The following is a 25514-nucleotide window of genomic DNA, read 5'->3' on the forward strand; positions in this document are numbered from 1 at the left end:
CTCAGCGGCCGCTCGTCGTGAGCTTCAGCGACCCGTCGCGGAGGCTCACGACGCGGTCCGCTGTCGTGACGCGTGACCAGTCGAACTCCCGGAGCAGCTCCGCCGGCGTGCAGGGATCGGGGCGATCCCGCAGGCCGACGCAGCAGGCGAGCGTACCGGTGAGCGCGGGCGCGCTGCTGGCGAGCGCCGCCCCGCGCGCCGCGCCGTGCGTCTTCGCCAGCTTGCCGCCGCGCTCCTCCAGGAGGAGCAGGTGGTGCCGGTAGACCGGCGCGGGCAGCCCGAGCAGCGCCTGGAGCGCCGCCTGCGTCGCGGTGCTCGGCGCGATGTCGCGCCCCCGGACGACGCGCGTGACGCCCGCGGCGCCGTCGTCGACCACCACCGCGAGCTGGTAGGAGAAGGCGCCGTCGCGCCGGCGTACCACGGGGTCGCCCATCGCGACCGCGGGCTCCTGCGACAGGTCGAGCCCGCCCTCGTCCACGGGCCGGAACACGCCGTCCGGCAGCCGCGCCCGGATCGGCTCCACGCTCGCGCGCCACCCGCCGGGCGGCAGCGCGCGGCCGCGCGCGCGGTTGTCGTAGGCGAAGCCGCCGTCGGGCGCGCGCCGGCCGATCGCGCGGACCTCCTCGCGCGTCGTGGAGCAGGGGTACAGCGCGCCCACCGCCTCGAGCCGGTCCATCGCCGCCTCGTGGTGCGCCCTCCGGGTGTGCTGCTCGACGCGCTCGTCGAAATCGAGCCCGAGCCACGCGAGATCCTCCTCGATCGCGCGCGCGAACGCAGGCCGGCAGCGGTCGGGATCGAGGTCCTCCAGCCGGAGCACCAGCCGCGCGCCCCGCGATCGCGCGTCCAGCCAGGCGAGCAGCGCCGCGGCGAGCGTGCCGAGGTGGGCGGGCCCGGTCGTGGACGGGGCGAACCGGCAGACCGCGCTCATCGCTCCTCCAGCCGCCCCGCTCCACGGCGCCGCGAGGGGGCGCGCCGCCTTCGCGCGGCCCGCGGGCTCGCCACGCCGCGCCTCAGAGGAAGCGCGCGATGCGCGCCCGCACGCGCGGCTCGCCCAGCACCGCCATGACCTCGGTCAGATCAGGGCTGTTCCGGGTCCCGCAGACGGCCACCCGGAGCAGCATCGAGACGTCTCCGACATGGCCCTTCCACGATTCCGGAGAGGCCTTGTACTGCTTCACCTCGCCCGCATAACCCGAGGCCACCGCGATCTGCCGGATCTTCTCGAACCACGCGTCCTTCGAGTCGGCCGGATCGAAGGTGTCGAGCATCTGCCGGAGCAGCGGCTGGCGATCGCCCTCCGGGACGTTCTCGGGGAAATCGAAGGCGTCGACGCCGCCGTAGAGCTCGTCGTAGAAGAAGAAGAGCTGGGCGCGCAGGTCGGGCCAGGTGGTGATGCGCTTGTTCGACTTCTTGCCGCCGCGCTCGATGCCGAGCGCGCGCTTCGTGTACTCCGGATCTCGCTCCATCAGCGCGGCGAGCTCCTTGTCGTGCTCCCTGGCCCAGTCGAGGCCCTGGGTATAGACCTCCTCGGCGCTCATCCGGCTCACGACCGCCTGGCTCACGCTCTTCAGCTTCACCATGTCGCTCAGCGCGCCGCCGGGGGCGAGCTTGTTGAGCTTGAGGGGGAAGGCGGAATAGGGCTTGTCGGGGTTCGCCTTGCGCCAGTCCTCGAAGGCGGAGTTGGCGATGTTGAGCAGGTACTCGATGGTGCCCGTCTCCGGGACGCCGATCTCCCGGTAATATGCGATGTTCGCCTCGGCGTCCTTGCGCTTGCTCAGCTTGCGCCGCGCGTCCGAGACCTTCGTCTCGCCCGTCTCCGGGTCGACCTCCTCCACGCGATCGAGCTTCTGGATGGGCGGGACGTGCGCGTACTCGACCGGCCTGAAGCCGAGCGTGCGGAAGAGCTGCAGGTGGAGCGGCATCGACGAGATCCACTCGTCGCCTCGGATCACGTGCGTCGTGCGCATCAGGTGATCGTCGATCGCGTGGGCGAAGTGGTAGGTCGGGATGCCGTCCGACTTGAGGAGGATGGTGTCGAGATCGTTGACGGGCATCGAGATGACGCCCTTCACGCCGTCCTTCCACTCGACGCGTCCGGAGACGTCGTCCGGGGCGCGCAGCCGGAGCACGAACGGGGTGCCGCCCGCGAGCGCCTCCTTCACCCGGGCGAGCGGCGCGTCACGCCATTTCGCCCACCGGCCGTGGACTCCGGGCTTCACGGTGAGGGCCATCTGCTCCTGCCGGATGGCGTCGAGCTCCTCGACCGTGCAGAAGCAGGGGTAGGCGAAGCCGCGGCGGATGAGGTCGATCGCGTAATCCCTGTAGATCTCGACGCGCTCCGTCTGGATATAGGGGCCGTAGTCGCCCTGCTGCACGAACTCGCCTCCCGACGATCCGCCTCCGTCGCTCGCCGGCGCGCGGAGCACGCCCTCCTGAGGCGAGAGATCGAAGCGCGCGAGGGAGTCGACGATTGTGTCGAGCGCGCCGGGGATGGCGCGCTTCACGTCGGTGTCCTCTAGGCGGAGGTAGAAGACGCCCTCGCTCTGGACGGAGAGCCGCTTGTTGATGAGCGACACGAAGATGCCGCCAATGTGCATGAACCCGGTCGGGCTCGGCGCGTAGCGGGTGACCATCGCGCCCTTGGGCAGCGCGCGCCGGGGATAGCGCGCCTCGTACTCCTCGGGCCGCCTGGCCGACCCGGCGGCGTCGCCGAAGAGGAGGCGCACGAGCTCGTCGCGGTCCTCTCCGGGGCCCGGTTCGCGGACGGTGACGGGAAGCGTCGTCTCGTTCGAGGCCTGCTTGTCCATGAGGGCGCGTCGCTCCTGGTCTGACATCGGGCGGGCAGCCATTGCACGCCCGCCTGGCCTTGTCAATCGCCCGGAAGACCTCGTCAATCGCCCCGAAGGCCTCGTCAATCGCGCGGCAACGAGCGCGAACGAGCGCGGGTCGCGCCGGCGCGCCGCGCTACCGCGGTGTGCTCTCGCCGATGAGCCAATAGGTCTTCATCGCGCCCTTGCCCTTGATCGCCACGAAGCCCCGCTCCTCGAGGAGGAAATCTCGCGCGAGCAGGCGGTAGCTCGCCTCGCTCACCTGGATTCGGCCGGGCTCTCCGCTCGACTCCATGCGGCTCGCCACGTTCACCGCGTCGCCCCAGAGGTCGTAGCTGAACTTCTTCTTCCCGATCACGCCGGCGATGACAGGACCGGTGTTGATGCCGATCCGGAGCTGGAACGGCTCGCCGTCGTCGGCGACGAACTTGCTCACGGTGTGCGCCATGGCGAGCGCCATCCGCGCGATGGCCCTCGCGTGATCGGGGCGCTGCGCCGGCAGCCCGCCGACGACCATATAGGCATCTCCTATCGTCTTGATCTTCTCCAGGCCGTGCTGCTCGGCGAGCTGATCGAACGAGGAGAACATCCGGTTGAGCAGGCCGACGAGCTCCGCCGGGTGGAGCCGCGCGGCGAGCGGGGTGAAGCCGGCGATGTCCGCGAAGAGGATGGTCACCTCCTCGAAGTGCTCGGCGATGAGCTGCTCGTGCTCCTTCAGCTGATCGGCGATGGTCCTCGGCAGGATGTTGAGGAGGAGCCGATCCGAGCGCTCGTGAGCTCGCTCGGCCGCCGCCTTCGCCTGCTCGAGCGCCGCCTTCTGCTGGCTCTGCCGCCGGGCGTTCGCCTCCATGGCCGAGAGCATGCCGTTGATCGAGCCGGTGAGGCGCGACAGCTCGTCGGTGCCCGGCATCGCGACCCGCGCCGAGAGGTCGCCGACCCCGCCGATCTCCGTGACCTCCCGGCTCAGGCGGGCGAGCCGGTACAGGACCAGCTTCTCCAGGAGCAGCAGCGTGACGCCGCCGAAGACGAGGCCCACGACCACGGTCACGAACACGAGATAACGCAGCGTGTCGTGGCCCATCCTGAGGATGGCTCGGTCGTTGTCCACGCGCACGAGGAGCGCAGGGCGGCCGTCGATGTCGTCGAGGACGGTGTATCCGGCGATCCTGTCGTCGCCGAGCGGGTGGACGAGGATCGGGTCGCGGTCGGACAGGGCGTCGCGCGCCTCACGGAAGTCGGCGGGCAGCTGGGGGTCGTCGAGGCGGCGCACGGCGAGCGAGAGACCGGCGGGCTCGGTGAGGCGCTTGATCTCGGCGTCGGTCAGGAAGCGGCCGAACGTGACGGTGCCGGCGACAGGCCCGCGGCCCGAGCTGCCGACGCTCGGCTGGGAGCAGAGGAGCATCGGCCCGTCCGGCAAGAGGATGATGCCGCCTCGGACGGCGTTGCCGGGGGCGTCCCGCCCGAAGAGGAGATCGCCGATGCGGAGCCGCTCCGCGATGCCGCGCGGCAGGGGAGCCCAGCGCTTCGTGGCATGATCGTAGCCCGTGCTGTACACGGGGTTTCCGTCCGCGCTAGCGAAGACGGCGAGATCGATCCGGGTGATGTCGAAGAGCTGGGCGACGAGGTTCGAGCGAACGAACTCTTCATTGCCGTCCTGTACGAACGCGTAGGCGTCGTCCCACTGGCTCCAGTCGGTCCAACGCGCGTTGAAGTCGCTGCTGGCCTGGCGGAAGAGGTTGAGCGCCACGTGCACGGTGCGCCGGGTGTCCTGCGCTTCTGCGGCCATCGAGTTGGCGAGGAGCGCCCTCGAGGAGACGCCGTAGAGGGCAAAGCTGAGCCCGAGCAGCGTGGCGGCGATCGCCAGCAGCGTCTTCGCGCGCAGCGAGAGCAAGGCGTCGAGGGCAGGCTTCAGCGACGCCGAGACTATCCAAATGCGGGACGGCGCGGAAGCGCGCCGGTGCCAGCCGGGACGGCGCGCGCTCCCGGCGCGGGGAGGGGGCGCGGCGGCGGGGGGCGGCGCGGTGCCCCCGGCCCCGTCCGGGTCGCGCTGGCGTGAACGGCTCCGGGACGGGCCTGGAGGCGAGGTCTCATTCTCGTCCCACGGCGGCGCGCGAAGTATCGAGTTCCCGATGCGTGTAACGAGGACGTTCCCGCCGGTAATTCCGAGATGATCTCTCGTTGATTTTCGCGGAAATTCAGGTCCGTGGTAATGAAAACAACTTGAACGGTTGTCGCCGTTTCCGGCGGTGATGAACGACGCCACGGTATCTCACGTTGCCTCGTGGCTTCCTTGGACCGCTCTCGCAAGAGCAGATAGAATGCGTGCAATGCACACGCCCGGCCGGCTGCTCGTCGTTCCTGCGGTCCTTCTCACCCTCGCTGCGTGCGCCAACGGCACCGACGAGCTGCTGCCCGGCTACTACGAGGAGCTGGCCGGCGGAGGCGAGCACAGCGGTGATGGCGGCGCCGGAGGCGAGGACCCGTCGGCGAGCTCTAGCTCGAGCGTGAGCGTCGGCTCCACCGGAGTCGGCGGCGCTGAGGGCGAGGGCGACAGCAATGAAGGCGGCGGGGGCGAGGGGGGCGGTGCGGGAGCGGGGGACGAGTGCGATTATGACGCGCCGAACACGTGCACTGGGGCACAGGACCTCGGAACGCTCCCGGGCGATGACGGCGCCGATTGGGTGGTTGAGACAGCGACAGGAACCACGTCGAAGTGGTTCAAGGTCCGTGTCATGGATGAGGTGAACTGGCCGGGCTCTGAGCGCTTCAAAGCGACGCTCACCTCCCCGCCGGGGATGAATTTCGATCTGATCGTCTATCAGGGGGAGATCGAGGTGAACGCGCCGGATTGCTTCGCGTCCGGCGTCAGAGGACAGGGGACCCCTGAATCGTTCACGACGACATGGAATGATCGCACTGGCCCGGACGATCACCTCTGGTTCATCATCGAGGTGCGTCACGTGGAGGGTACCGCGTGCGGCGAGGATGCGGAGTGGACGCTGGCGGTCGAAGGTAGGGCACCGCCTTCGCCGGACCCTTGAGCCGGTATACATGGCCATTGCCAGCGGCGGATGCGTGCGGATGCGTTAAACGCCGCTGCGGGAACGGTGGCCGAAAACCTCGCCGACAGGGCTCTTCGGCCGAGGGCGCCGCGGAGCGCGCGAAAGGCACCGCGCGCCGCCCCGACGCCGCCCCGGAGAGGCCGTCGGTGATCGGCGACACGGCGCCTCGACACATCCCACACCGCATCAGCTCACGCTGATCGGGATCTGACGCGGCTTGAGCGACGCGCTCTTCGGCAGGTGGATCCGCAGGACGCCCGCCCGGAGATCCGCGGAGATCTTCTCCCCGTCGATGCCCTGCGGGACCACGAAGCTGCGGCGGAAATCCGGCAAGCCCTCCGCGCCCTGCTCCCGCTCGGCGGCGTCCGTGCGCCGGCCCTCGAACGTGAGCTCCCCCTTCTCCACGCGGACCGCCAGCCGATCCTGCGTCACGCCCGGGAGATCCGCCACGACCAGGAGCTCCTCGGCGCTCTCGTAGATGTCGACCGCCGGCGCCACCGCAGGGCGCTGCTGGATCTTCTCGGGGTTGCTCTCGGCACGGTGGGTCAAGCTGCGATCGGTGCTCATGTTCATCGCTCCTTCCTTGATACTCAGTACGCTCCAGATCCGCTCATCGCAGGATCGTCGCTCTCCTCTTTGTCCGTTCCTCAGCTCTCCGCTCTCTCAGCGAGCCGTGACCGCGATCTGACGCGGCTGCGCCTCGGCGGCCTTGTTCAGCGTGAGCGTCAGCACGCCGTTCTTCAGGACCGCGGTCGTCTTCTCCGGATCGACCTTGCTCGGCAGCGTGAAGCTCCGGCTGAAGCGCGCCGTGCCCCGCTCCTTGCGGTGGACGAGGTAGCCCTGCGGCGCGTCCGACTTGCGCTCTCCGCTCAACGTCAGGACGTCCTGATTCAGCGAGATCTGGACATCCTTCTCCGTCAGACCCGGGACATCGGCCTTGACGACAAGGGCGCTCCCCGTGTCGAACAGGTGGATGCGCGGACCACTTGCGTGCCGGGGCGTCTGGTCGAAATCGCCGCGGAGCGACGCGCGGGGCGCGTCGGCCTCCTCGAACACCCAATCCAGGCGCCGGCGAAGCTCGTCCATCATGGCAAACGCGCGATCGAACTCGGTGTAACGGTTCAGCATGGTCAATCCTCCATGACCCCCGCGCGCGGCGCGCGCCGGGGGCTCCGCCCGCGGCGCCGTCACCCTGCTCGCGACGGCCGATTTGTTGTAGCGTTACGGGACCTTGGCTCCGAGAGCCGGTCTCTTCGCACCGCCCAATCTTTGCACGGCACGGGGGGTGTCAAGAGCACGGCCAGCGTCCTTCCCTCCGAGGCAGACCGGCTCCCTCCGAGGCAGACCGGCGGGAACGGGCGAAGGCGGCCAGCCTCTTCAGAAGGGCGGGAAAGGCGGGCGAGCCCGGCCTCCTGGGCGCCCGGGAGGACGTCGATGACGCCTCCCGGCGGTATCACGCGGCAGAGCGAGCTACGGCGGCGCTCGGCAGAGCGGGCCGCGCCGAACAGCCCTAGGAGCACACCCCGGAAAGCGCTAGAAACCCTGGACATGCAGCCCCGCTCGCCCGCTTCCCGTTGCCGCGGCGTCCGCGCCGCCGGCCTCCGTTCGGTCGCCTCCGCCGTGGCGCTGGCCCTGGCGCTGATCTCGGGCGCCGCCCTGGCGCTGCCCTCGGAGGGCGACCGGGCGCCGAACGCGCGCGTCGAGGACGCCGACGGCCGCGAGCTCCAGCTCAAGGCGCTGCAGGGCAAGCCGATCCTCATCGTGTACGAGGACAAGGACTCGAAGACCCAGAACCAGGCGCTCAAGGACGCGCTGGCGAAGCTCACGAAAGGCGACCGCTACCGGCGAGGCATCGCCGTCGCCGCCATCGCCGACGTCAGCTCCTACGACTTCTGGCCGGCGAAAGGGTTCGTGAAGGACGCCATCCGGGAGGAGTCGAGGAAGATCGGCGGGGCCATCTACTGCGACTGGGACGGCTCGTTCCGCGCGGCCTACAAGCTCCGCCGCGGCGTCAGCAACGTCGTCGTCGTCGGCAAGAACGGCCAGGTGCTCTTCGCGGCCGAAGGCGCCCTCAAGACGGAATCGCAGAGCAGGGTCCTCGATCTGCTCCGCAAGGAAGTCGACGGCTGACCGCGGCGAACGCCCCGGCCGGCGCGGGGCGCGCGCTCAGCTCCCGTCCTTGCGGCGCCGCCGCGAGAGCAGCGCGGACTCGACCTGCGTGCGGACCTCCGCCACCTCCGCGGCCGCCACGAGGCCGCCGCGCGCCTCGATGAAGGGCCGGAGCGCCCCGGAGCCCGCGCCGCCCACGATCCACGGCGTGCCCCGGCACGCGTCCGCGTAGGCGTCGATGAGCTCGCGCGCCGACGGCGGGAGCGGTGGGATCGCGACCGTCAGCGCGACGAGATCCGGCGCGAGCGCCTCGACCGCCCGCGCGATCGCGGCGGGCGGCGTCCTCGGGCCGAGCACGACGGAGCGGAAGCCCCACGAGCAGAAGCGCAGGCCGATGCCGAACAGCCCGAACACGTGATCCTCGTCGGCGAAGGCCGCGAGCAGGACACGCCGCCCGCCCTCGCCAGGCTGCGCGAGCCGCAAGAGGTGCAGCAGCGTCGCGCCGAGGACCTGCGAGGCGAGGTGCTCCTGCGCGACCGTGATCTGCCCCGCGTGCCAGAGATCGCCGATGCGCTCGAGCGCCGGGCCGAGCGCGCGCTCGAAGATCGTCACCGCCGGGCCGAGCGAGAGGGCCCGGTTCACCTCGGCCTCGAGGCCGTCAGGATCGAACCGGACCGCGGCGTCGACGATGCGCTCGCTCGCCCCCGCGAACGCGTCGCCGCCGTTCGTGCCCACCGGCGCGCGCGGCCCCGCCGTCTCGAGCACCATGCGCGCCGCCTCGGCCGCGGCCATCCCGCCGTTCACGTGGTCGCGCATCTTCTTGATCACCGCGACATCGTCGTCGCTGTACAGGCGGTACGCCGACGCCGTGCGCGCAGGCGAGGGCACGCCGTAACGGCGCTCCCACGCGCGCAGCGTCGCCGCGGACACGCCAGACATCTGCGAGACGACATGGATTCTGTAGCGGCTCAACTGGATAAACCTTGCTAGGACCCGCCGAGCCGCGGCCGTCCGCGCCGACCCAGCGCACGGGGTGCACCGGAACGGCGGGCAACGAGGCCCAGAACGCCCCCCACTTGCCGATGTCTTTCGCCTTTGTCAAAGGCTAGGACAAACATTATACTAGGCGTCATGCAAAACACCAGCGCTTCTTCGGCGCAGGATCCGGCGCATCCGGCGAGGCCTGATCCCTCGCCGGGCGGCGAGGTGGCCGCTCTCCCGCGTCCCCCGCGCGGCGCCCGCCCGAGCGCCCGCGCCGTCGTGATCGGCAGCGGCTTTGGGGGCCTCGCGGCGGCCGTGCGGCTCGGGGTGCGGGGCTACGACGTCACGGTCGTCGAGAAGCTCGATGCGCCGGGCGGGCGCGCGTACGTCCACCGCCAGGACGGGTTCACCTTCGACGCGGGGCCGACCGTCATCACGGCGCCGTTCCTCCTGGAAGAGCTCTGGCAGCTCTGCGGCCGCAGGATGTCCGACGACATCGACATGCGGCCCGTGACGCCGTTCTACCGGATCCGCTTCCACGACGGCGCGACGTTCGACTACACGGGCGACGCGGCCGCGATGCGCGCCGAGGTGGCGCGCCTCTCGCCCGGGGACGTCGAGGGGTACGAGCGCTTCGTCCAGCGGAGCGAGGCGATCTTCCGCGTCGGGTTCGAGGAGCTCGCCCACGTGCCGTTCGGGTCGTGGGCGGACATGGCGCGCATCGTGCCGGACATGGTGCGGCTCGAGAGCTACCGCACGGTGTACGGCCTCGTCTCGAAGCACGTGAAGGACGATCGCCTGCGCCAGGTGCTGAGCTTCCACCCGCTGCTCGTGGGCGGAAACCCGTTCTCGACCACCTCGATCTACAGCCTGATCGCGTTCCTCGAGCGCAACTGGGGCGTCCACTTCCCGATCGGCGGCACGGGCGCCCTGGTGAAGGGGCTCGTGTCCCTCATCGAGGGCCTGGGCGGGTCCGTGCGGTGCGGCGCCGAGGTGCGGCGCATCTCCGTGGAGGGCGGCCGCGCCCGGGGCGTGGAGCTCGCGTCGGGGGAGCGGATCGCCGCCGACGTCGTCGTCTCGAACGCGGACTCCGCGTGGACCTACCGGCACCTCGTGCCCCCCGAGGCGCGGAAGCGCTGGACCGACCGGCGCATCGAGCGGCAGCGCTACTCGATGAGCCTCTTCGTGTGGTACTTCGGCACGCGCCGGCAGTACCCGGACGTCGCTCACCACACGATCCTCCTCGGCCCGCGGTACAGGCCGCTGCTCGAGGACATCTTCGAGAAGCACGTGCTCGCCGACGACTTCAGCCTCTACCTGCACCGGCCGACCGCGACCGATCCGGCCCTCGCCCCGCCGGGCTGCGACGCGTTCTACGTGCTGTCGCCGGTGCCGAACCTGCTCAGCGGCACCCACTGGCCCACGGCCCAGGAACGGTACCGGCGGTCCATCTCGAAGCTGCTCGAGGCGACGATCCTGCCGGGGCTCGAGGGCGCGCTCGCGAGCTCGCGGCTCCTCACGCCGCAGGACTTCCAGGACCGGCTGCTGTCGTTCCGGGGCGCGGCGTTCGGGCCGGAGCCGGTGCTCACGCAGAGCGCCTTCTTCCGGCCGCACAACGCGAGCGAAGACGTCGAGCGCCTCTACCTCGTCGGGGCAGGGACGCACCCGGGCGCCGGTCTGCCCGGCGTGCTCTCGTCGGCCCGCGTGCTGGATCGGGTGGTGCCGGATGCATCGAAGCTCGCCTGAGGCGTCGGCGGCGGACTTCGCCGCATGCAGGAGCCTCCTGCGCAAGGGGTCGAAGAGCTTCGCCGCGGCGGCGCTCCTCCTGCCCGCGCGGGTGAGGGAGCCGGCGGCGGCGTTCTACGCGTTCTGCAGGGTCGCCGACGACGCGGTCGACGAGCTCGGGGAGCACGCGCCGCCCTCCGCGGCCGCGGCCGCGGTCGCGGCGCTGCGGGAGCGGCTCGCGCGCGCCGCGATGGGCGCGCCGGACGACAGCCCGGTCGATCGCGCGCTCGCCCACGTCATGGCGGAGCACGCGCTGCCGCGCGCGTTCATCGAGGCGCTGCTCGAGGGGTTCGCCTGGGACGCGGAGGGGCGCCGCTACGAGACGCTCTCGGACCTGAACGCCTACGCGGCGCGCGTCGCCGGCACCGTGGGCGCGACGATGTCGACGCTCATGGGGGCGCGGGGGCCCGACGCGCTCGCGCGCGCGTGCGACCTGGGCGTGGCCATGCAGCTCACGAACATCGCGCGCGACGTCGGAGAGGACGCGCGGCGCGGGAGGATCTACCTGCCGCTCGCGTGGATGCGCGAGGCCGGGATCGCGCCGGACGGGTGGCTCGCGCGGCCGGTGTTCGACGATCGGCTGGGGAGGCTCGTGGCGCGGCTGCTCGCCGAGGCGGAGGTGCTCTACCGCCGCGCGGGCGCCGGCATCCCGATGCTGCCGCGCGACTGCCGCCCCGCGATCCAGGCGGCGCGGCTGATCTACGCCGACATCGGGCGGGTCATCGCGCGCCACGGCTTCGACTCGGTGTCGGCGCGCGCCGTGGTGTCGCCCGGCCGCAAGGCGTGGCTCGTGCTGCGGGCGCTCCTTCGCGGGTCCGTCACGCCCGAGGAGGCGCGCGAGCACGGCGCGGCGCCGCCGCTCGACGAGGTCCGCTTCCTCCTGGAGGCGGCGCGATGAGCCTCCTGGACGGCGCTAGTCGCGCCATGGAGGCGGCGCGATGAGCGCCGCGGCGCGGGAGATCGACGCGGCGCGGGGGCGCGTGCGCGAGGCGGGCGGCGAGGCGCTGCTCGCGCGCCTCGAGCACCTCGACGCGGCGCGGGCCGCGCAGGCGCCTCGGCCGAGCCCCTCGCCGCGGCCGCCGGATCGCGGCGCGACCGCCGATTACGATGTGGTCATCGCGGGCGGCGGGCTGTCGCTGCTGCTCGCGCCGCCGCTCGCGTCGGCCGGGCTGCGCGTCGCCGTGCTCGACCGGGCGCGGATCGGCGCCGCGCACCGGGAATGGAACGCCGGGGCGGCCGAGGTGGCCGCGCTGTCGGCGTCGGGGATCTTCACGCGGGACGAGATCGAGCGGCTCATCATCGCCCGCTACGTCGAGGGGCTCTGCCGCTGGCACGGCGGCGGGACGTACCCGGTGCGCGGCGTGCTCGACCACGCCATCGACGCGGGGGGGCTGCTCGCCGCGGCGCGGGACCGGGCCGAGGCGCTGGGGGTGACGCTGCTCGACGGGCACGCGCTCCTCGGGCACGCGGAGGGGCCGGATGCGGTCGCGCTCGCCGTGGCCGAGGCGCATCCGGGCGCCGCGCCGCGCGCGCTGTCCGCGCGGCTCCTCGTCGACGCGCGCGGCGCGGCGAGCCCCTACGCGACCGCGGACCTCCTCTGCCCGACCGTCGGCGGCGTGCTCACGGGGCTCTCGGAGGGCGACGGGGAGCGGCAGATCCGGGCGGACGTCGGCGAGATCCTCGTCACCACGGAGGACGTCGAGGAGGGCAGGCAGCACCTCTGGGAGGCGTTCCCGGGGCGGCCGGGCGAGACGACCGTCTACCTCTTCTATTACGCGCGCTCCGGGGACGTCGGTCCGGGCGCGCTCCTGTCGCTCTACGCGCGGTTCTTCCGGCTGCTCTCGCGCTACAAGGAGGGCGACGCGCGGCTCGTCCGCCCGACGTTCGGGCTCATCCCCGGATGGTCGCGGCTGTCGGCCGCGCCGCGCGCGCCGGGGCGCCGGGTGCGGCTCGTGGGCGACGCGGCGGCGCGGCACTCGCCGCTGACGTTCTGCGGCTTCGGCGCGAGCGTGCGCGGGCTCGCGACGACGGCCGCCGATCTGGCGCGGGCGGTCCGGGAGCCGGGCGCGCCGGCCGCGGAGCGTGACGCGCCGGTGCACGCGGGGACCGGCGCGCTCGCGGCCCTCATGGCGAAGCCCGCCGGCGGGGCGAGGGCAGGGGAGATGAACGCGCTCCTCAACACGGCGTTCGCCGTGCTCCACGCGATGGGCAACGACGCGTACGCGGCGCTCTTGCGCGACGAGATGCAGCCGGCCGATTTCGTGAGGTTCTTGCGAGAGACGGCGGCGCGGCGGCCCGAGGTGTACCGCGAGGTCGTGAGCGCGCTGCCGCTGCGGGCCATCGGCCGCTGGGGGGCGGGGCTCGCGAGGGAGCTCTACCGCGCCCGCTGAAGCTAGAGCGGCGGTCACCCGCTTCGGATACGGGCCCATCTCGACGTTTTCGGTGCTCAGCGCACCGGAGTGCGCTTCCGCGCCGAAAACGCCGATCTGAGCCCGTCTCCTGTGCGGGTGACCGCCGCTCGGCGACGCGTGTAACAGGGGCGGCTGAGCGCCGCTCTATCGCGCGCGCTGGGCGCGGGCGCCCCCAGCGGCGCGCCGCGCGAGGACGAGGGGCCCGAGGAACAGGCCGTACGGCGGGCCCCCGGTGCCGTGGTGGACGCGGTGCGCGTTGCGGACGCGCGCGAGGTAAGGGATGCGCGCGAGGCCCGAGACCGGGAGCCGCCCGTGGACGAGGCCGTCGTGCACGAGGAGGTAGGCGAGGCCGAAGGCGGTCATGCCGAGGCCGAAGCCGAACGCGGCCTCGCGCAGCGGCCCCGGCGCGCCGTCGCAGCCGTAGATGATGAGCCCGGCGGCGATCGGGGCGTGGAGGAACGCGAGCGCGTCGTTCTGCTCGAAGGCGCCGCGCCGCTTCGTGTGGTGGGAGCGGTGGATGCTCCAGAGCGCGTGGTGCCAGACCCTGCCGTGGAGGAACGCGGCCCACACCTCCATGGTCGCGAAGGCCGCGAGCGCCGTGGCGATCCAGATCGCGGGCGTCATCGCGCCCTCCGCATGCGGAACGGCAGGAGGAGCTGCACCCAGGGGCTGGCGAAGCGGTCGAGCGAGAGGGCCTCGTGGACGACCGTCGCCGGCCTGCCGCCGAACGTCGCGGCCGCGAGGGACCGCGCGTAGAACGGCGTGTCCTCGAAGGTGCGGAGGAGCCGCGGCGCGGAGCCCGGGTCGGCGGCGATCTCCCGCGCCATGCCCCAGCGCGTGTCGCCGAGCGGCCGCGGCGCGAGCGGCGGGAGCTCGCGCGCGCCGCCCGCCGCGTCGAACGCGGTCGAGAGGAGCATGCGCGTGCCGTCGCGGCGCCGGACGTCGTAGGTGAGCGCGATCCCGTCCGAGCCGAGCGCGCGCGACCAGGTCCAGCGCTCGAAAGCGCGGTCGAGCGGCTCGTCGCCGGCGTTCGTGTCGAGGTAGGCGCTGCCGGAGAAGCGCAGCGAGGGGTGCGTGAGCTCGACCTCGGCCCGCGCGATAGGCGCGATGGGCGTCCAGCGGTGGAACCCCCGCCCGTCCAGGGCGACGCCGTCGTGCGCGCCGCCCGCCGCGGGCCCGGGTGTGGACGGGCGGAGGCGCACCGTCCCGGAGAGCCGGGAGGGCAGGGGCGCCGTGATCTCGTCGAAGGAGACGCGGAGCTCGCCCCCGGACCACTCCATCCGGCTCGGGCCGATGGCGAGCGATCGCGGCGACCTGGAGACGGCGCCCCGTGGCCGCTCGGTCAGCGCCCAGCGGTCGGCGCGCGGGCCGTACAGCGCGACGTTCATGGCGCAATGCATGAGCGGGTCCGCGGCGCTTCGAGCGCGGGCCTTTGCGTAGTACGGCGAGAAGACGCTCCCGAGCATCGCGATGATCGTGATGGCGCTGCGGCCGTCGTCGCTCACCGCGTCCAGGTACCACCAGGCGTAGCCGCCGCTCGGGATCTCGAGGTCGAAGCGAGGTCCTCCATCACGCTCCGCGCCGCGAGCCGACCGCTCAGCGCCGCCATCGGCACGCCCGCTCCCGGGTGCGCGCTCCCGCCGGCGAAGTACAGGCCCGGGAGCTTCGAGCGCGAGGCCGGGCGCGCGAAGGTCGAGTTCCACCCGTGGGACACCGGCCCGTACAGCGCGCCCCCCGTCGCTGGGAACAGCCGCTCGAAGTCCGCTGGCGTCGTCGCCACCGGGGAGGGGCCCGTGCTCCTCAGCGAGAGGCCGAACCGCTGCAGTTGCTGGAACACGCGCTGCTCCCATTCGTGGATCTCCGTGGATGAGGGGGTGTGTTTATCACCGGTCGCCGGGGCATTGACGATGAAGAACAGCCGTTCTCCCGCGCCCGGCCGCGCCCCGGCCGCGGCCCCGCCGGGCTCCGGCGACGGCGCGTCCCCGCGGTCCTCGGCGCAGACGTAGATCGTGGCGTCGCGCGGGAGCTCGGAGCGGTCGAACAGGGCGCGGAACTCGGCCTCGTAGTCCCCGGAGAAGAAGACGTTGTGCCGGAGGAGGGGGAAGCCGCTCGCCTCGGCCACGAGCGCCCAGGTGACCGCCGAGAGCGACCTCGGCTCGCTCCCCGGCGCCTTGCGGGCGGCCCGCTGGCCGAACAGGCCGATCCCCAGCGCCGCCGGGTCGGCGTTCAGCACGATGACGTCGGCCTCGATGCGCTCGCCGCCCTCCAGCACGACGCCCGTCGCGCGGCCGCGGCCCTCCTCGATGGCGGCGACGTGCGCGCTGCAGCGCAGGGTCGCCCCGGCGCGGGCCGCGGCCGCTGCGAGCGCCTCGGCGACGCGGCCCATCCCGCCCTCGGGGAGCCAGAGGCCCTCGCGCTCCACGTGCGCGATGACGCTCAGCGTCGCCGGCGCGAGGTACGGCGACGAGCCGCAATAGGTGGCGTAGCGCCCGAACAGCTGCACGAGGCGCGCGTCCGCGAAGAAGTCGCCGAGCGCGCGGTGGAGGGTGCGGTGCCCGTCGATCTTCCTCATCCCGCCCAGGCCCAGGCTGCTCGCGGTGCTCAGCATCGTCTTGAACGTCGGCCGCTCCGCCCGCAGGAACGGCGCCTCCACCACCTCGTAGATCTCGCGCGCGTACCGGCAGAACCGGCGGTACCCGTCCGCCTCCCGCGCCCCCGCGAGCGCGCCGATCGCGTCCGCGGTGCGCCCCTCGTCCGCGAAGAGATCGAGCGTCGAGCCGTCCGGCCAGGCGTGGCGCGCGAGCGTCTCGGCCCGGCGGAGCGGCACGTGGTCCCCGAAGCGGAGCCCGAGCGACGCGAAGATCTCGTCGAAGACCCACCGCATCGTCAGCACGGTCGGGCCGACGTCGACGCGGCGGTCCCCGAGGACCACCTCGCGTATCTTTCCGCCGACGCGCGGCGCCCGCTCGAGTAGCACCACGTCGAGCCCGTTCGCAGCAAGGAGCGCGGCCGAGGTCAGACCGCCGATGCCCCCGCCGATCACCACGACGCGTCCTCTGCTGTCCGCCATGGCCGGAGTGTACGCGTCGGACGTGGTTTGTCTATACTTTGTTTAACTAATGTTCAAACTGTTGACAAGCCTCTGAGCGTCGCCAAGACTCGCCCGCCATGGATTTCGATCGCCGGATCGAGCGCGTCCTCCTCGCCGCCATCGAGCCGCTCTCCTCGCCTGCGTCTCCGCCTGGGCTCCTGGCGGCGACGCACCACGCCGTCTTCCCTGGAGGCGCTCGCATCCGGCCGCGGCTCTGTCTGGCCGTCGCTTCGGCCTACGGCGATCCCGCGCCGGAGGCCGCCGACGCCGCGGCGGCGGCGGTGGAGCTCATCCACTGCGCGTCGCTGGTCCACGACGACCTCCCCTGCTTCGACGACGCGCCGATCCGGCGCGGCCGGCCCTCGGTCCACCGCGCCTTCGGGGAGCCCATCGCGGTGCTCGCCGGCGATCAGCTGATCGTGCTCGCCTTCGAGGCGCTCGCGCGCGGCGCCTTCAGCGCGGTGGCGAGCGGCGTGATCGACGCGCGCAGGGCGGTCCGGTTCTTCGAGGTGCTCGGGGCCGGCGTCGGGATGCCGCAGGGGATCATCGCCGGGCAGGCGTGGGAGTCGGAGGCGAAGGTCCCGATCTCGGCGTACCGGCGCGCGAAGACGGGCGCGCTCTTCGAGGCGGCGGCAACGCTCGGAGCGCTCTCCGCGGGCCAGGACGGGGCCGCCTGGGGCGATCTCGGGCAGCGGATCGGCGAGGCGTACCAGGTCGCGGACGACGTGCTCGATCTCGTCGGGCAGCCGGAGGACATGGGCAAGCCGGCGGGGCGCGACGGGGCGCTCGGGCGCCCGAACACGGCGCTGGAGCTCGGGCTCTCCGGCACGACCCGGCTGCTGCAGCGGCTCATCCAGGACGCGGTCGAGTCGGTGCCGCAGTGCCCGCGGGCCGACGACGTGCGATCGTGGGCCGTCGAGCTCGGGGACAGGCTCCTCCGGGTCTGCAGGGGGCCGGCGGCGGCGCTCCCGACCGTGAGCTCCGTGTAGCGGCCCGTGCCGGCGGTATGTCCGAGAGGGCGGCCGTCGAGGGCGACTCCGGACGTCCCAGGCTGATGATGTGGAGAGGAGCTGGCTTGTTCGCGCGTCGCGGGACGGAACGCATCGAGCACACGTGAAGCAGACATAAAACAAGCGTGAACCGACGTGAACCGACGCGAGCCGATGTGAATCGACGCGAACCGACGCGAGCCGATGTGAATCGACGCCAGCCGACGTGAATCGACGTGAATCGACGTGAACAGACGCGAGCAGAAGTGAACCGGCGGAAGCACATTCGGGGAGGGCCTGAATGTGCTGTCGTTTTGCGATAGCAGGGCTGCGCCCAGGCTCGACGAACGCGGTTTTGGGTGGCATCCTCGGCGGGCCTTTCCGCGTCTGCCGCGCGGGGAGCGCGGCTGTGGAGCGGTGTAGAGGTGCTGTGTCCTGCGTCCGGTGAAGCGAGGCGTGGGCCGTAGTCCTCGATCGGGGGGATTGGTCGATGAGGGCGATTCGGGAGCAGCACGCCACGATCGTTTCTCGAAAGCTTGAGGCCGACAGTCCGGGGGGGATGCGCGAGGCGATCACCTCCGCCGAGCAGCTCGCGCGCGTCGCGCGCGGGCGCCTCCGGGACCGGGTGGTGGACGTGGGGAGCTCGGCGGGCACGGCCCTCCGGGCCTCGCCGAGGAGCGCGAGCTTCGTCCGGGCGGGCGCCGCCGCCGTGCCGCTGCACGTGTCGCGGATGCTGCTCGATCGACACCAGGTCGCCGCCCACGCGCTCGCCCAGCTCTACACGGACATCGAGGCTTGCCGCTCGCTCGCCAGCTGGGCCTGCGAGGCGGGCGGGGAGGCCAGGGCCGTCGCCGAGGCGCACGCAGGGGCGCTGCTCCTGTCGCTGCGCGGCGGCGTCGACCTCGGCGGCGGAGAGATCGCGCCGCTCGGCGAGCTCGAGCTCCGCGAAGACGAGGTCGCCAAGGCGATCGGCCACCCGGCGGTCGCGGCGTGGGCGCGCGACGCGGGCTCCAGCGTGGCCGTCGCCTCGCTCGCGCGCGCCGCCGCCGAGCAGGGCATCCCCGCCGGCGGCGGCGCAGAGGACGAGCGCCTCGGCTGGATCCGGCACAACATGCGCGACTTCGTCGAGCGCCTCGTCGAGCCGCTCGCCCCCGAGATCCACCGCCGCAACGGGCTCATCCCCGAGTCGATCGTCCGCCGCATGGGGCAGTTCGGGGTGTTTCGGCTCGCCACCGCGCCCGAGCACGGGGGCGACGGCCTCGGCGTGGCCGCCATGGCGACCGCCATCGAGGAGCTCGCGCGCGGCTCGCTCGGCTTCGGCGTGCTCACCACGACGGCCTCCATCGCGGCGGACCTCCTCGCCCGATCCGGCACCGACCTGCAGCGCCGGACCTGGCTGCCGCGCATCGCGAACGGCGAGGCGCGCTGCGCCCTCGCGTTCGCGGAGGCGGCGTACGGGTCGGACCTCGCGCGCGTCGTCACGCGCGCCGAGCGCCAGGCCGACGGCAGCTATCTCCTCACGGGCAAGAAGGCGTGGGTCACCGGCGCGTCCCGCGCCGACCTGGTGCTCACCCTCGCGAGGACCACGACGCCAGGCGGACACGGGCAGCTGCCCCTCGGGCCGAGCCTCTTCGCCATCGCGAAGCGGCGCGGCGCGCCAGGCGCCGATTTCCCGGACGCAGGGCTCGCCGGGACCGAGATGCGGGCGCTCGGCCAGCGCGGCATGGGGCACTACGAGCTCCGGATCGAGGAGCTCCAGATCGGCCGCGAGGCGCTGCTCGGCGAGCGCGAGGGCGAGGGGATCGCCCAGATCCAGCGGGCGCTCGTGACCGGCCGCATCTACGCGGCGGCGTGCGGCGTGGGCGTGGCGCACGCCGCCCTGGAGCTCGCGCTCGAGCGGGCGAAGACGCGCGTGCAGTTCGGGTCGCAGCTCATCTCCTTCCCGCGCGTGGCGCACCGGCTCGGGGGGCTCATCGCGCGCGTCGCCGCCGCGCGGCAGCTCACGCGCGCCGCGGCGCAGGTGGCGGACTCAGGGCAGCCGTGCGAGCTCACGTCGGCGATGGCGAAGCTCTTCTCCAGCCGCGTGGCCTGGGACGCCGCCGACGCCTGCATGCAGATCCACGGGGCGAGCGGTTACGCGGAGAGCTCGACTCCGGCGAGGCTCCTGCTCGACGCCCGCAGCCTCTTCTTCCAGCTGGGCACGCACGAGGTGCTCGCGCAGGGCATCGCGCGCGCCCTGCTCGAAGGGCCGCTGCCCTGAGGCGCTCCGCGGCGGCGCGCGCGAGCGTGGAGCGGGATGCGTGAGCCACCGCGGCCGCGGGCGGGCGGCCGGGGGCGACGGCGGCCGAGCGAGCGCGCGTGCGCAGGCGCGGCGCGCGCGTCGTCGTCAGCCGAGCGCGCCTGTGCCATGATCGCGCGGACCCATGGTCCGCGTCCGCTCTCCCCGCTACGGCCGCAAGCTCGACGATTTCACGGTCGGCGCGGTGTATGCCCATCCCTGGGACGTCACCGTGGACGAGGGGATGCTCGCGCTCTTCGCGGCCTCGTTCCAGGACGCGATCCCGACCTACGCCAGCCGCGTCGCGGCCCGGTCGGTGGGGCTCAGGGACAGGCCGGTGAGCCCGCTGCTGCTCCTCAACCTCGGGATCTCCTTCAGCGTCCACGACGTGAGCGAGCAGGCCATCGCCCACCTCGCGTACACCGACGTCCGGTTCCCGGCCGCCTGTTATCCGGGGGACACGCTGCGCGCGAGCTCGCTCGTCATCGGCAAGAAGGCGGTCTCGACGGGGGACAAGGGCGTCGTGCACGTCAGGACCCAGGTGGTGAACCAGGACGGGCTGCTCGTCTGCTCGTTTGAGCGCAAAGCGCTCGTGCCCCCCGGCCGCGTCGCGGAGCGCCCCGCGGACGCGCCGCACGCGGTCGTTCAGCCGGACGCGCCGCCGGCGCGCCTCCCGGAGGAGCTCGACGGTCCGCTGCCGCCGCCGGCGCGCCACGGCGGCTTCGCCTGCGCGTGGGACGACTTCGAGGTGGGCGACGTGCTGACCCACGAGGTCGGCAGGACCATCGGGGAGAGCGAGCACATGCAGCTCGCGACCCTCCTGCGCAACTCCCACCCGCTTCACCTCGACGAGCAGTACTGCAGGTCGAGCTCCTTCGCGAAGACGCGGGTCGTCCACGGGGGGCTCGTGCTGTCCTGGGTGCTCTCGCTCTCGAGCCGGGACACGGCCGGGTGCGGCGTCTGGGACCTCGGCCTCGATGACGGGGCCCACCCGAGCGGCGTGCTCGCGGGCGACACGCTCTTCGCCGCGTCGAAGGTGATCGCCAGGGAAGAAGCCGAACGCGGCGCGGGGAGCGTCACCTTCCGGATCGTCGGCGTGAAGAACACGCCGCCGCGCGCCCTGCTCGATCAGGGCGCCGACCTGTTCACGCCCGAGCTCGGCAAGGCCGAGGGCAGGGTGAAGGAAAAGGTCGTGGAGATCACGCGTACACTGCTCCTGCGCCGGCGGGGCTAGGTATGCCCGCGGCGGGGGCCGCAGAATGAGGAGTCCACGGCGGGCCGCCCGCGGCATACAATGGGCGGCCATGAGCACCGCTCTGCCCCAGCGAGGAACGGGACGGCCATGAGCACCGCTGGGAGCCGTGAGCTGGACGCACTCCGCGCGCGCGTCGCCGAGCTGGAGCGGGAGCTGTCCCACGCGCGCGCGTCAGGCCGGATCGCCGGCGCCCGAGGCACGGACGCGCCCGGCAGAGACCCGGGCAGCGCGGGGGGCGCCGCCCTCGTCGGGGAGGAGGCGCAGCTCCAGCTCGACGAGGGCGAGCAGGCGGCGCAGATGGGCAACTGGCTCTGGGAGCTCGGCCAGAACAGCATCGTCTGGTCGCGCCAGCTCTTCCGGATCCTGGGCCGCGACCCCGCGACGGACCCGCCCTCGACGGAGACCTTCCTCGATGCCGTCCACCCCGACGACAGGGAGCGGCTGCAAGCCAGACTGCGCCTTGCGAACGAGACCGGCGAGGGGGCGGGCGCGATCGCGTTCCGCGTGCGCCACCGGGACGGAACGGTGCGGGAGTGCCTGCTGAGCAGCCTGCCCCTCGTCGAGGGGGCGGGGCCGCCGTCCCGCTACTTCGGAGCGATCGTCGACCTCACCGAGCGCCGCCGCGCCGAGCAGGAGCTCCGCCGCAGCGAGCGCATGCTGAAGGAGGCGCAGCGCATCGCCCACGTGGGCAGCTGGTCCTACGACATCGCGTCGCGGACGATCCGCTGGTCCGAGGAGCTCTACCACATCCTCGGCGTCGATCTCTCGGTGCGCCCCACGTTCGAGCTCTTCGCGGGCCTCATCCACCCCGAGGACCGCCACCGGGTCTTCGGCGGCGCGGAGAGCGCTTCGCCGCTCGGCATCGCGAGCCCCGTCGAGTGCCGCGTGGTGCGCCCGTCGAGCGGGGAGCTGCGGCACGTGCAGATGGCGGCGCAGCTGGTCACGGACGACGCAGGCGCCGTCACCGGGCTGGTCGGCACGAGCCTCGACATCACCGAGCGCCGGCGCCTCGAGGAGCAGCTCCTGCACAGCCAGAAGCTCGAGGCGATCGGGCGCCTGGCCGGGGGGGTCGCGCACGACTTCAACAACATGCTCACCGCGATCTTCGGGCACAGGGAGCTCGCGTCGCGCAAGGTGCCGCCCGCGTCGGCGGTGGTCGAGCACCTCACGCAGATCGGCACCGCCGCGGAGCGGGCCGCGGCGCTCACGCGGCAGCTGCTCGCCTTCGCGCGCAAGCAGCTCATCCAGCCGAGCGTCGTCGACCCGAACGCGCTGATCTTCGGGGTGGAGCCGCTCCTCCGCCCGCTCGTCGGCGAGGACGTGGAGCTCGTCGTGCTGGCGGGGAGCCAGATCTGGCCCATCCACATCGATCGGGGGCAGTTCGAGCAGGTGCTGATGAACCTGGCGGTGAACGCGCGCGACGCGATGCCCGGCGGGGGCCGCCTGACGATCGAGACGGCGAACAGGACGCTCGGCGCGGGCGACGACGGGGGGCGGATGCCAGAGATCGAGCCCGGAGACTACGTGGAGCTCACGGTCACGGACACCGGGCAGGGCATCGACGACGCCGTCCAGAAGTACGTGTTCGAGCCGTTCTTCACGACCAAGGAGCCGGGCAAGGGGTCGGGGCTCGGGCTCGCGACGTGCCACGGCATCGTGAAGCAGCACGGCGGCCACATCTGGTTCGCGAGCGCCCTCGGCCAGGGCACGCGCTTCACGATCTGCTTCCCGCGCGTGCGCGGCGTGCCCTGCGAGCAGCCTGCGAGGGCGACCGCCGCCGCCGTCGGGGGCGGGGAGACGGTGCTCGTCGTGGAGGACGAGGCGCAGGTGCGCGAGCTCTGCGTCGCCGCGCTGCGCTCCTTCGGCTACTCGGTCCTCGGGGCGCGGAGCGGCAAGGAGGCGATCGCGCTCGCGGCCACCTATCCCGGACCCATCCACCTGCTCGTGAGCGACGTGGTCCTCCCGGACGCGCGCGGCCCCGCGCTCGCGGCCGCGCTCGCCCGGGCGCGCGCCCCGCTGCCCGTCCTCTACACCTCGGGCTACACGGAGGACGCCCTCCTCCAGGGCGATCTGCTCGACGGGGTCGTCCACTACGTCTCCAAGCCGTACACGCCGACGCAGCTCGCGAAGGCGGTGCGCGGCCTGCTCGACGCGTCCGCGCAGGCCCGATGGGCGAAGAGCTCCGGCGACGCGCCGCCGCCGGCTCCGACCGCCGAGCGCCTGCAGTGAGCGCGGTCGTGTGTCCCGGAAAGCGCGCTCGCGGCGCCGGCGCGCGCGGCCTTCGACGTGTGCGCGCCGGCGCGGGTGTCCGGCCCGCAGCGCGCCGCGCTGGCCCCCGTCGCCCGGGTGCATCTATCCTGGACGGGCGGCTTTGGCGATGAAGATCCGGGGGTCGGCGCTCATGCACACGAGGACCTACCTGCAGACGCGGTGGGGGAGCCAGGCCATGTCGGCCCTCGACGCCAAGCTGCCCGCCGCCGCGCGGGCGGTCTTCACGGCGCCCGATCTCGCGGCGCACGGCTGGTATCCCATCTCGGTCTGGAACGCGATCGCGGACGAAATCTCGCGGTGGCCCAACAGGTCGGGTGTGATCCGTGATCTCGCGGCCTACGTGGCCGAGCAGGATCTGACGCTCGCGCACAAGGTGCTGCTCAAGCTCGGCACGCCCGCGCTCGTCATGCGGCAGGCCGGCGTGATGTGGGGCATGTATTTCAATGGCGGCCGGCTCGCCCCCCTCGCCGAGGGAGAGCGGTTCTTTCGGCTGATACTCTACCTAGGGGTCGACCCGCAGTCCGACCCGGGGCGCCAGACCTGCAGGGACGCGGTGCCGGCGTGGCAAGAGAACGCGCTCCGGCTCTCGGGCGCGCGAGGCGGGCAGAGCCTCCACACGAAGTGCCGTTTCGAGGGACACCCCACGTGCGAGTACGAGGTGCGCTGGCTCCGCTAGAGCGGCGGTCACCCGCGTCGGATACGGGCCCATCTCGACGTTTTCGGTGCTCAGCGCACTTGAGTGCGCTTCCGCGCCGAAAACGCCGATCTGGGCCCGTCTCCTGTGCGGGTGACCGCCGCTCTGAAGCGGGGCGCGTCACCACTTGGTGCAGAACGCGAACAGGTTGACCTGCGCCTCTTCCGCGACCACCTCCACGGGGGTGCTCCCGAACTTCGACCGGGCGAACAGCGTCCTGAGATCGTCGGAGCTGCGGTGGATCAGCTCCCACTCGAGGACATGGTCCATGAACGCCTTGCTCGGGTTGTTCACCCCGAAATTGCCCACGACCGCGATGCCGCCGGGGAGGAGCTTGTCGTGCATGCAGTTGAGGAGGCTCACGACCAGGTCGTCGCGGAGATAGTCCGTGAGCCCGATGCTGTAGATCATGTGCTGGGGCTTGAGCACCGTCCTGCCGCGGCCGTGGGCCAGCCGCACCACGTTGTCCTGCGCGAAGCTGAAGCGGTCCATGACGCCGAGCTGATCGGCGATGCCAGCGGCGTAGGCGAGGGCCTGGTTGTCGATATCGATGCACGTCGCCTTGATGTCGGGCGGCTCGCCCCCCTCGGCGAAGAGGTCGAACAGCTCCCGGGCCGGGCCGCTCGCGAGGCTGGTCACGTGGACCGGGCCGGACGCGTGCGCGCTGCAGGCCTCCCGGAGCGCGCGGCTCAGCACGCCCCTCCTGTTCTTGACGGCGCGGCAGGCGTCGATGTTGAGCCCCCACTGGTCGATGAAGCGGCCGAGGCGGCCGTCGCCCGCGGGCTCGTCGTTGTACATCATCTCGATGGTGTAGAAGTCGCCCGCGTAGCCGCGCGGCTTCGTGTAGCAGCGGTCGACGGTGCGGCTCAGCATGAAGAGCGAGAAGGTCTCGCGGAAGACATAGGCGCCGATGCCCTTCTCGAGGTGGCGCTCGCGCTCGATGTGCTCGCGCAGCGTGGACACGATGGTCTGGCAGGCGGCGCTCACCTTCTCCTGGATCTCCGCCTCGGGCTGCTTGGCCTCCTTGACCATCCTGTCGGCGATCATCATCTCGAACTTGAACTGTTCGACCGTGTCGATGAGCTTCGGAGGGATGTTGTTGGTGCCCGCCTGGCCCGTCCTCGCCGCGTGAAAGCGGTTGACCTGGGGCACGTCCTCGACGAGGAGCGGCGGGAGCATCGCGGTGTTCTCGCGGAGGCGCTGCGCGAGCATGATCGCGAGCGACTGGTAGAAGCGCGCCGCGAGGCCGGGGACCGAGGCGAGGAGCGAGTGGACATAGGGGCCCTCGATGACGTCGAGCGTGCACTCCTCCCGGGCGACGACGGACGCGCTCGCGGCGGCGCTCTCGAGGAACGACATCTCGCCGAAGATGGCGCCGGGGCCGAGCTGGCGGAGGGCCACGCCGCGCCCGAGGTGGGCGACCTCGACCCCGACCAGGCCGCTGCGCACGATGAAGATGCCTTGCCTGCGCGAGCCCTCCTCGAGGATCTGCTCGCCCGGTCGGTAGGTGACGCAGCTCGACTTCTCCAGCAGCAGCCGCTCGTCGTCCTGGGTCAAGAACTCGAAACCTGTCGTCATGATGCCTCCCGACCGCCGCGGACGCCCCGGCCTCGCGGAGACGGATCCCTCCCCCGCCGCCGCGACAGAGGCGTCCACGCGTGCGCCCCTTCTACCACGACGCATCGTGCCTCCGCTGAGGCATGGCGGTCCGCCCGCTGGCTCGGCGCCGATCGCGCCGCGGTCGCCGCGGGGCGCCTCGT

The 25514-nt window shown here is 72.5% G+C and carries 20 protein-coding genes; 10 read left to right on the forward strand and 10 right to left on the reverse strand.

Annotation, left to right across the window (positions count from 1 at the left end; genetic code table 11):
• Position 1 precedes the first annotated feature (1 nt).
• The 3 genes from WME90_RS03245 to WME90_RS03255 all read right to left on the reverse strand — a co-directional run bounded on the left by WME90_RS03245 (position 2) and on the right by WME90_RS03255 (position 4719).
• On the reverse strand, positions 2-928 hold the full coding sequence (locus WME90_RS03245) for a glutamate--tRNA ligase family protein (RefSeq protein WP_437279585.1): 927 nt from the start codon (positions 926-928) through the stop codon (positions 2-4).
• An 82-nt stretch (positions 929-1010) separates the two neighbouring features.
• The gene (locus tag WME90_RS03250) at positions 1011-2807 is read right to left on the reverse strand and encodes a glutamate--tRNA ligase (protein WP_437279586.1); all 1797 of its coding nucleotides are present in this window, start codon (positions 2805-2807) and stop codon (positions 1011-1013) included.
• A 157-nt stretch (positions 2808-2964) separates the two neighbouring features.
• Positions 2965-4719 (reverse strand): adenylate/guanylate cyclase domain-containing protein, encoded by a 1755-nt coding sequence (locus tag WME90_RS03255; RefSeq protein WP_437279587.1) that lies wholly within the window; start codon positions 4717-4719, stop codon positions 2965-2967.
• Positions 4720-5155: 436 nt separating this feature from the next.
• Between WME90_RS03255 and WME90_RS03260 the strand changes: the two genes are divergently transcribed.
• The gene (locus WME90_RS03260; RefSeq protein ID WP_437279588.1) at positions 5156-5869 is read left to right on the forward strand and encodes a hypothetical protein; all 714 of its coding nucleotides are present in this window, start codon (positions 5156-5158) and stop codon (positions 5867-5869) included.
• A gap of 207 nt (positions 5870-6076) precedes the next feature.
• On the opposite strand, the gene WME90_RS03265 is transcribed toward WME90_RS03260, so the two are convergent.
• Together WME90_RS03265 and WME90_RS03270 are read right to left on the reverse strand one after the other, a co-directional pair.
• Positions 6077-6457, reverse strand: coding sequence for an Hsp20/alpha crystallin family protein (locus tag WME90_RS03265; RefSeq protein WP_437279589.1), 381 nt, complete (start codon positions 6455-6457; stop codon positions 6077-6079).
• Positions 6458-6553: 96 nt separating this feature from the next.
• Positions 6554-7018, reverse strand: a complete 465-nt coding sequence (locus WME90_RS03270) for an Hsp20/alpha crystallin family protein (RefSeq protein WP_437279590.1) — start codon at positions 7016-7018, stop codon at positions 6554-6556.
• Positions 7019-7438: 420 nt separating this feature from the next.
• On the opposite strand from WME90_RS03270, the gene WME90_RS03275 reads away from it, so the two are divergent.
• Positions 7439-8020 (forward strand): YtfJ family protein, encoded by a 582-nt coding sequence (locus WME90_RS03275; RefSeq protein WP_437279591.1) that lies wholly within the window; start codon positions 7439-7441, stop codon positions 8018-8020.
• Positions 8021-8056: 36 nt separating this feature from the next.
• On the opposite strand, the gene WME90_RS03280 is transcribed toward WME90_RS03275, so the two are convergent.
• A complete protein-coding gene (locus WME90_RS03280) occupies positions 8057-8971 on the reverse strand; it encodes a MerR family transcriptional regulator (protein WP_437279592.1) in 915 nt (304 codons plus the stop codon).
• Positions 8972-9130: 159 nt separating this feature from the next.
• Here WME90_RS03280 and WME90_RS03285 point away from each other — a divergent pair, with 159 nt between their 5' ends.
• From WME90_RS03285 to WME90_RS03295, 3 genes are read left to right on the forward strand one after another with little or no spacing between them, the layout of a single operon-like run.
• Complete coding sequence (locus WME90_RS03285; RefSeq protein WP_437279593.1) at positions 9131-10726, forward strand: phytoene desaturase; 1596 nt, start codon at positions 9131-9133, stop codon at positions 10724-10726.
• Positions 10707-11663, forward strand: a complete 957-nt coding sequence (locus tag WME90_RS03290) for a phytoene/squalene synthase family protein (protein ID WP_437279594.1) — start codon at positions 10707-10709, stop codon at positions 11661-11663. Before WME90_RS03285 ends, WME90_RS03290 begins: the two co-directional genes overlap by 20 nt.
• A 40-nt stretch (positions 11664-11703) precedes the next feature.
• The gene (locus WME90_RS03295; protein ID WP_437279595.1) at positions 11704-13155 is read left to right on the forward strand and encodes a lycopene cyclase; all 1452 of its coding nucleotides are present in this window, start codon (positions 11704-11706) and stop codon (positions 13153-13155) included.
• Between the two features lie 165 nt (positions 13156-13320).
• Here the strand turns inward: WME90_RS03295 and WME90_RS03300 are convergent, their stop codons facing one another.
• Genes WME90_RS03300 through crtD form a run of 3 tightly spaced genes read right to left on the reverse strand, consistent with a single transcriptional unit; the run spans position 13321 to position 16246 of the window.
• Positions 13321-13800 (reverse strand): beta-carotene hydroxylase, encoded by a 480-nt coding sequence (locus WME90_RS03300; protein WP_437279596.1) that lies wholly within the window; start codon positions 13798-13800, stop codon positions 13321-13323.
• Positions 13797-14681 (reverse strand): carotenoid 1,2-hydratase, encoded by an 885-nt coding sequence (locus tag WME90_RS03305; protein ID WP_437279597.1) that lies wholly within the window; start codon positions 14679-14681, stop codon positions 13797-13799. Before WME90_RS03305 ends, WME90_RS03300 begins: the two co-directional genes overlap by 4 nt.
• Positions 14678-16246: a 1-hydroxycarotenoid 3,4-desaturase CrtD gene (crtD, locus tag WME90_RS03310; RefSeq protein ID WP_437279598.1), complete on the reverse strand. Its 1569-nt coding sequence runs from the start codon at positions 16244-16246 to the stop codon at positions 14678-14680. The genes WME90_RS03305 and crtD overlap by 4 nt, the downstream gene beginning before the upstream one ends.
• Before the next feature lie 98 nt (positions 16247-16344).
• On the opposite strand from crtD, the gene WME90_RS03315 reads away from it, so the two are divergent.
• The 5 genes from WME90_RS03315 to WME90_RS03335 all read left to right on the forward strand — a co-directional run bounded on the left by WME90_RS03315 (position 16345) and on the right by WME90_RS03335 (position 23736).
• Complete coding sequence (locus tag WME90_RS03315) at positions 16345-17256, forward strand: polyprenyl synthetase family protein (RefSeq protein WP_437279599.1); 912 nt, start codon at positions 16345-16347, stop codon at positions 17254-17256.
• Between the two features lie 490 nt (positions 17257-17746).
• Positions 17747-19516, forward strand: a complete 1770-nt coding sequence (locus WME90_RS03320; RefSeq protein ID WP_437279600.1) for an acyl-CoA dehydrogenase family protein — start codon at positions 17747-17749, stop codon at positions 19514-19516.
• Between the two features lie 163 nt (positions 19517-19679).
• Positions 19680-20768 (forward strand): MaoC family dehydratase, encoded by a 1089-nt coding sequence (locus tag WME90_RS03325; RefSeq protein ID WP_437279601.1) that lies wholly within the window; start codon positions 19680-19682, stop codon positions 20766-20768.
• 108 nt (positions 20769-20876) lie between these two features.
• Positions 20877-23018, forward strand: a complete 2142-nt coding sequence (locus WME90_RS03330) for an ATP-binding protein (protein ID WP_437279602.1) — start codon at positions 20877-20879, stop codon at positions 23016-23018.
• Positions 23019-23166: 148 nt separating this feature from the next.
• On the forward strand, positions 23167-23736 hold the full coding sequence (locus WME90_RS03335) for a hypothetical protein (RefSeq protein WP_437279603.1): 570 nt from the start codon (positions 23167-23169) through the stop codon (positions 23734-23736).
• Between the two features lie 138 nt (positions 23737-23874).
• Here the strand turns inward: WME90_RS03335 and WME90_RS03340 are convergent, their stop codons facing one another.
• Positions 23875-25332 (reverse strand): cyclic nucleotide-binding domain-containing protein, encoded by a 1458-nt coding sequence (locus WME90_RS03340; protein WP_437279604.1) that lies wholly within the window; start codon positions 25330-25332, stop codon positions 23875-23877.
• Positions 25333-25514 lie beyond the last annotated feature (182 nt).

This window comes from Sorangium sp. So ce375 (genome assembly GCF_051473855.1).
In the GTDB taxonomy this organism is placed as follows: Bacteria; Myxococcota_A; Polyangia; order Polyangiales; family Polyangiaceae; genus Sorangium.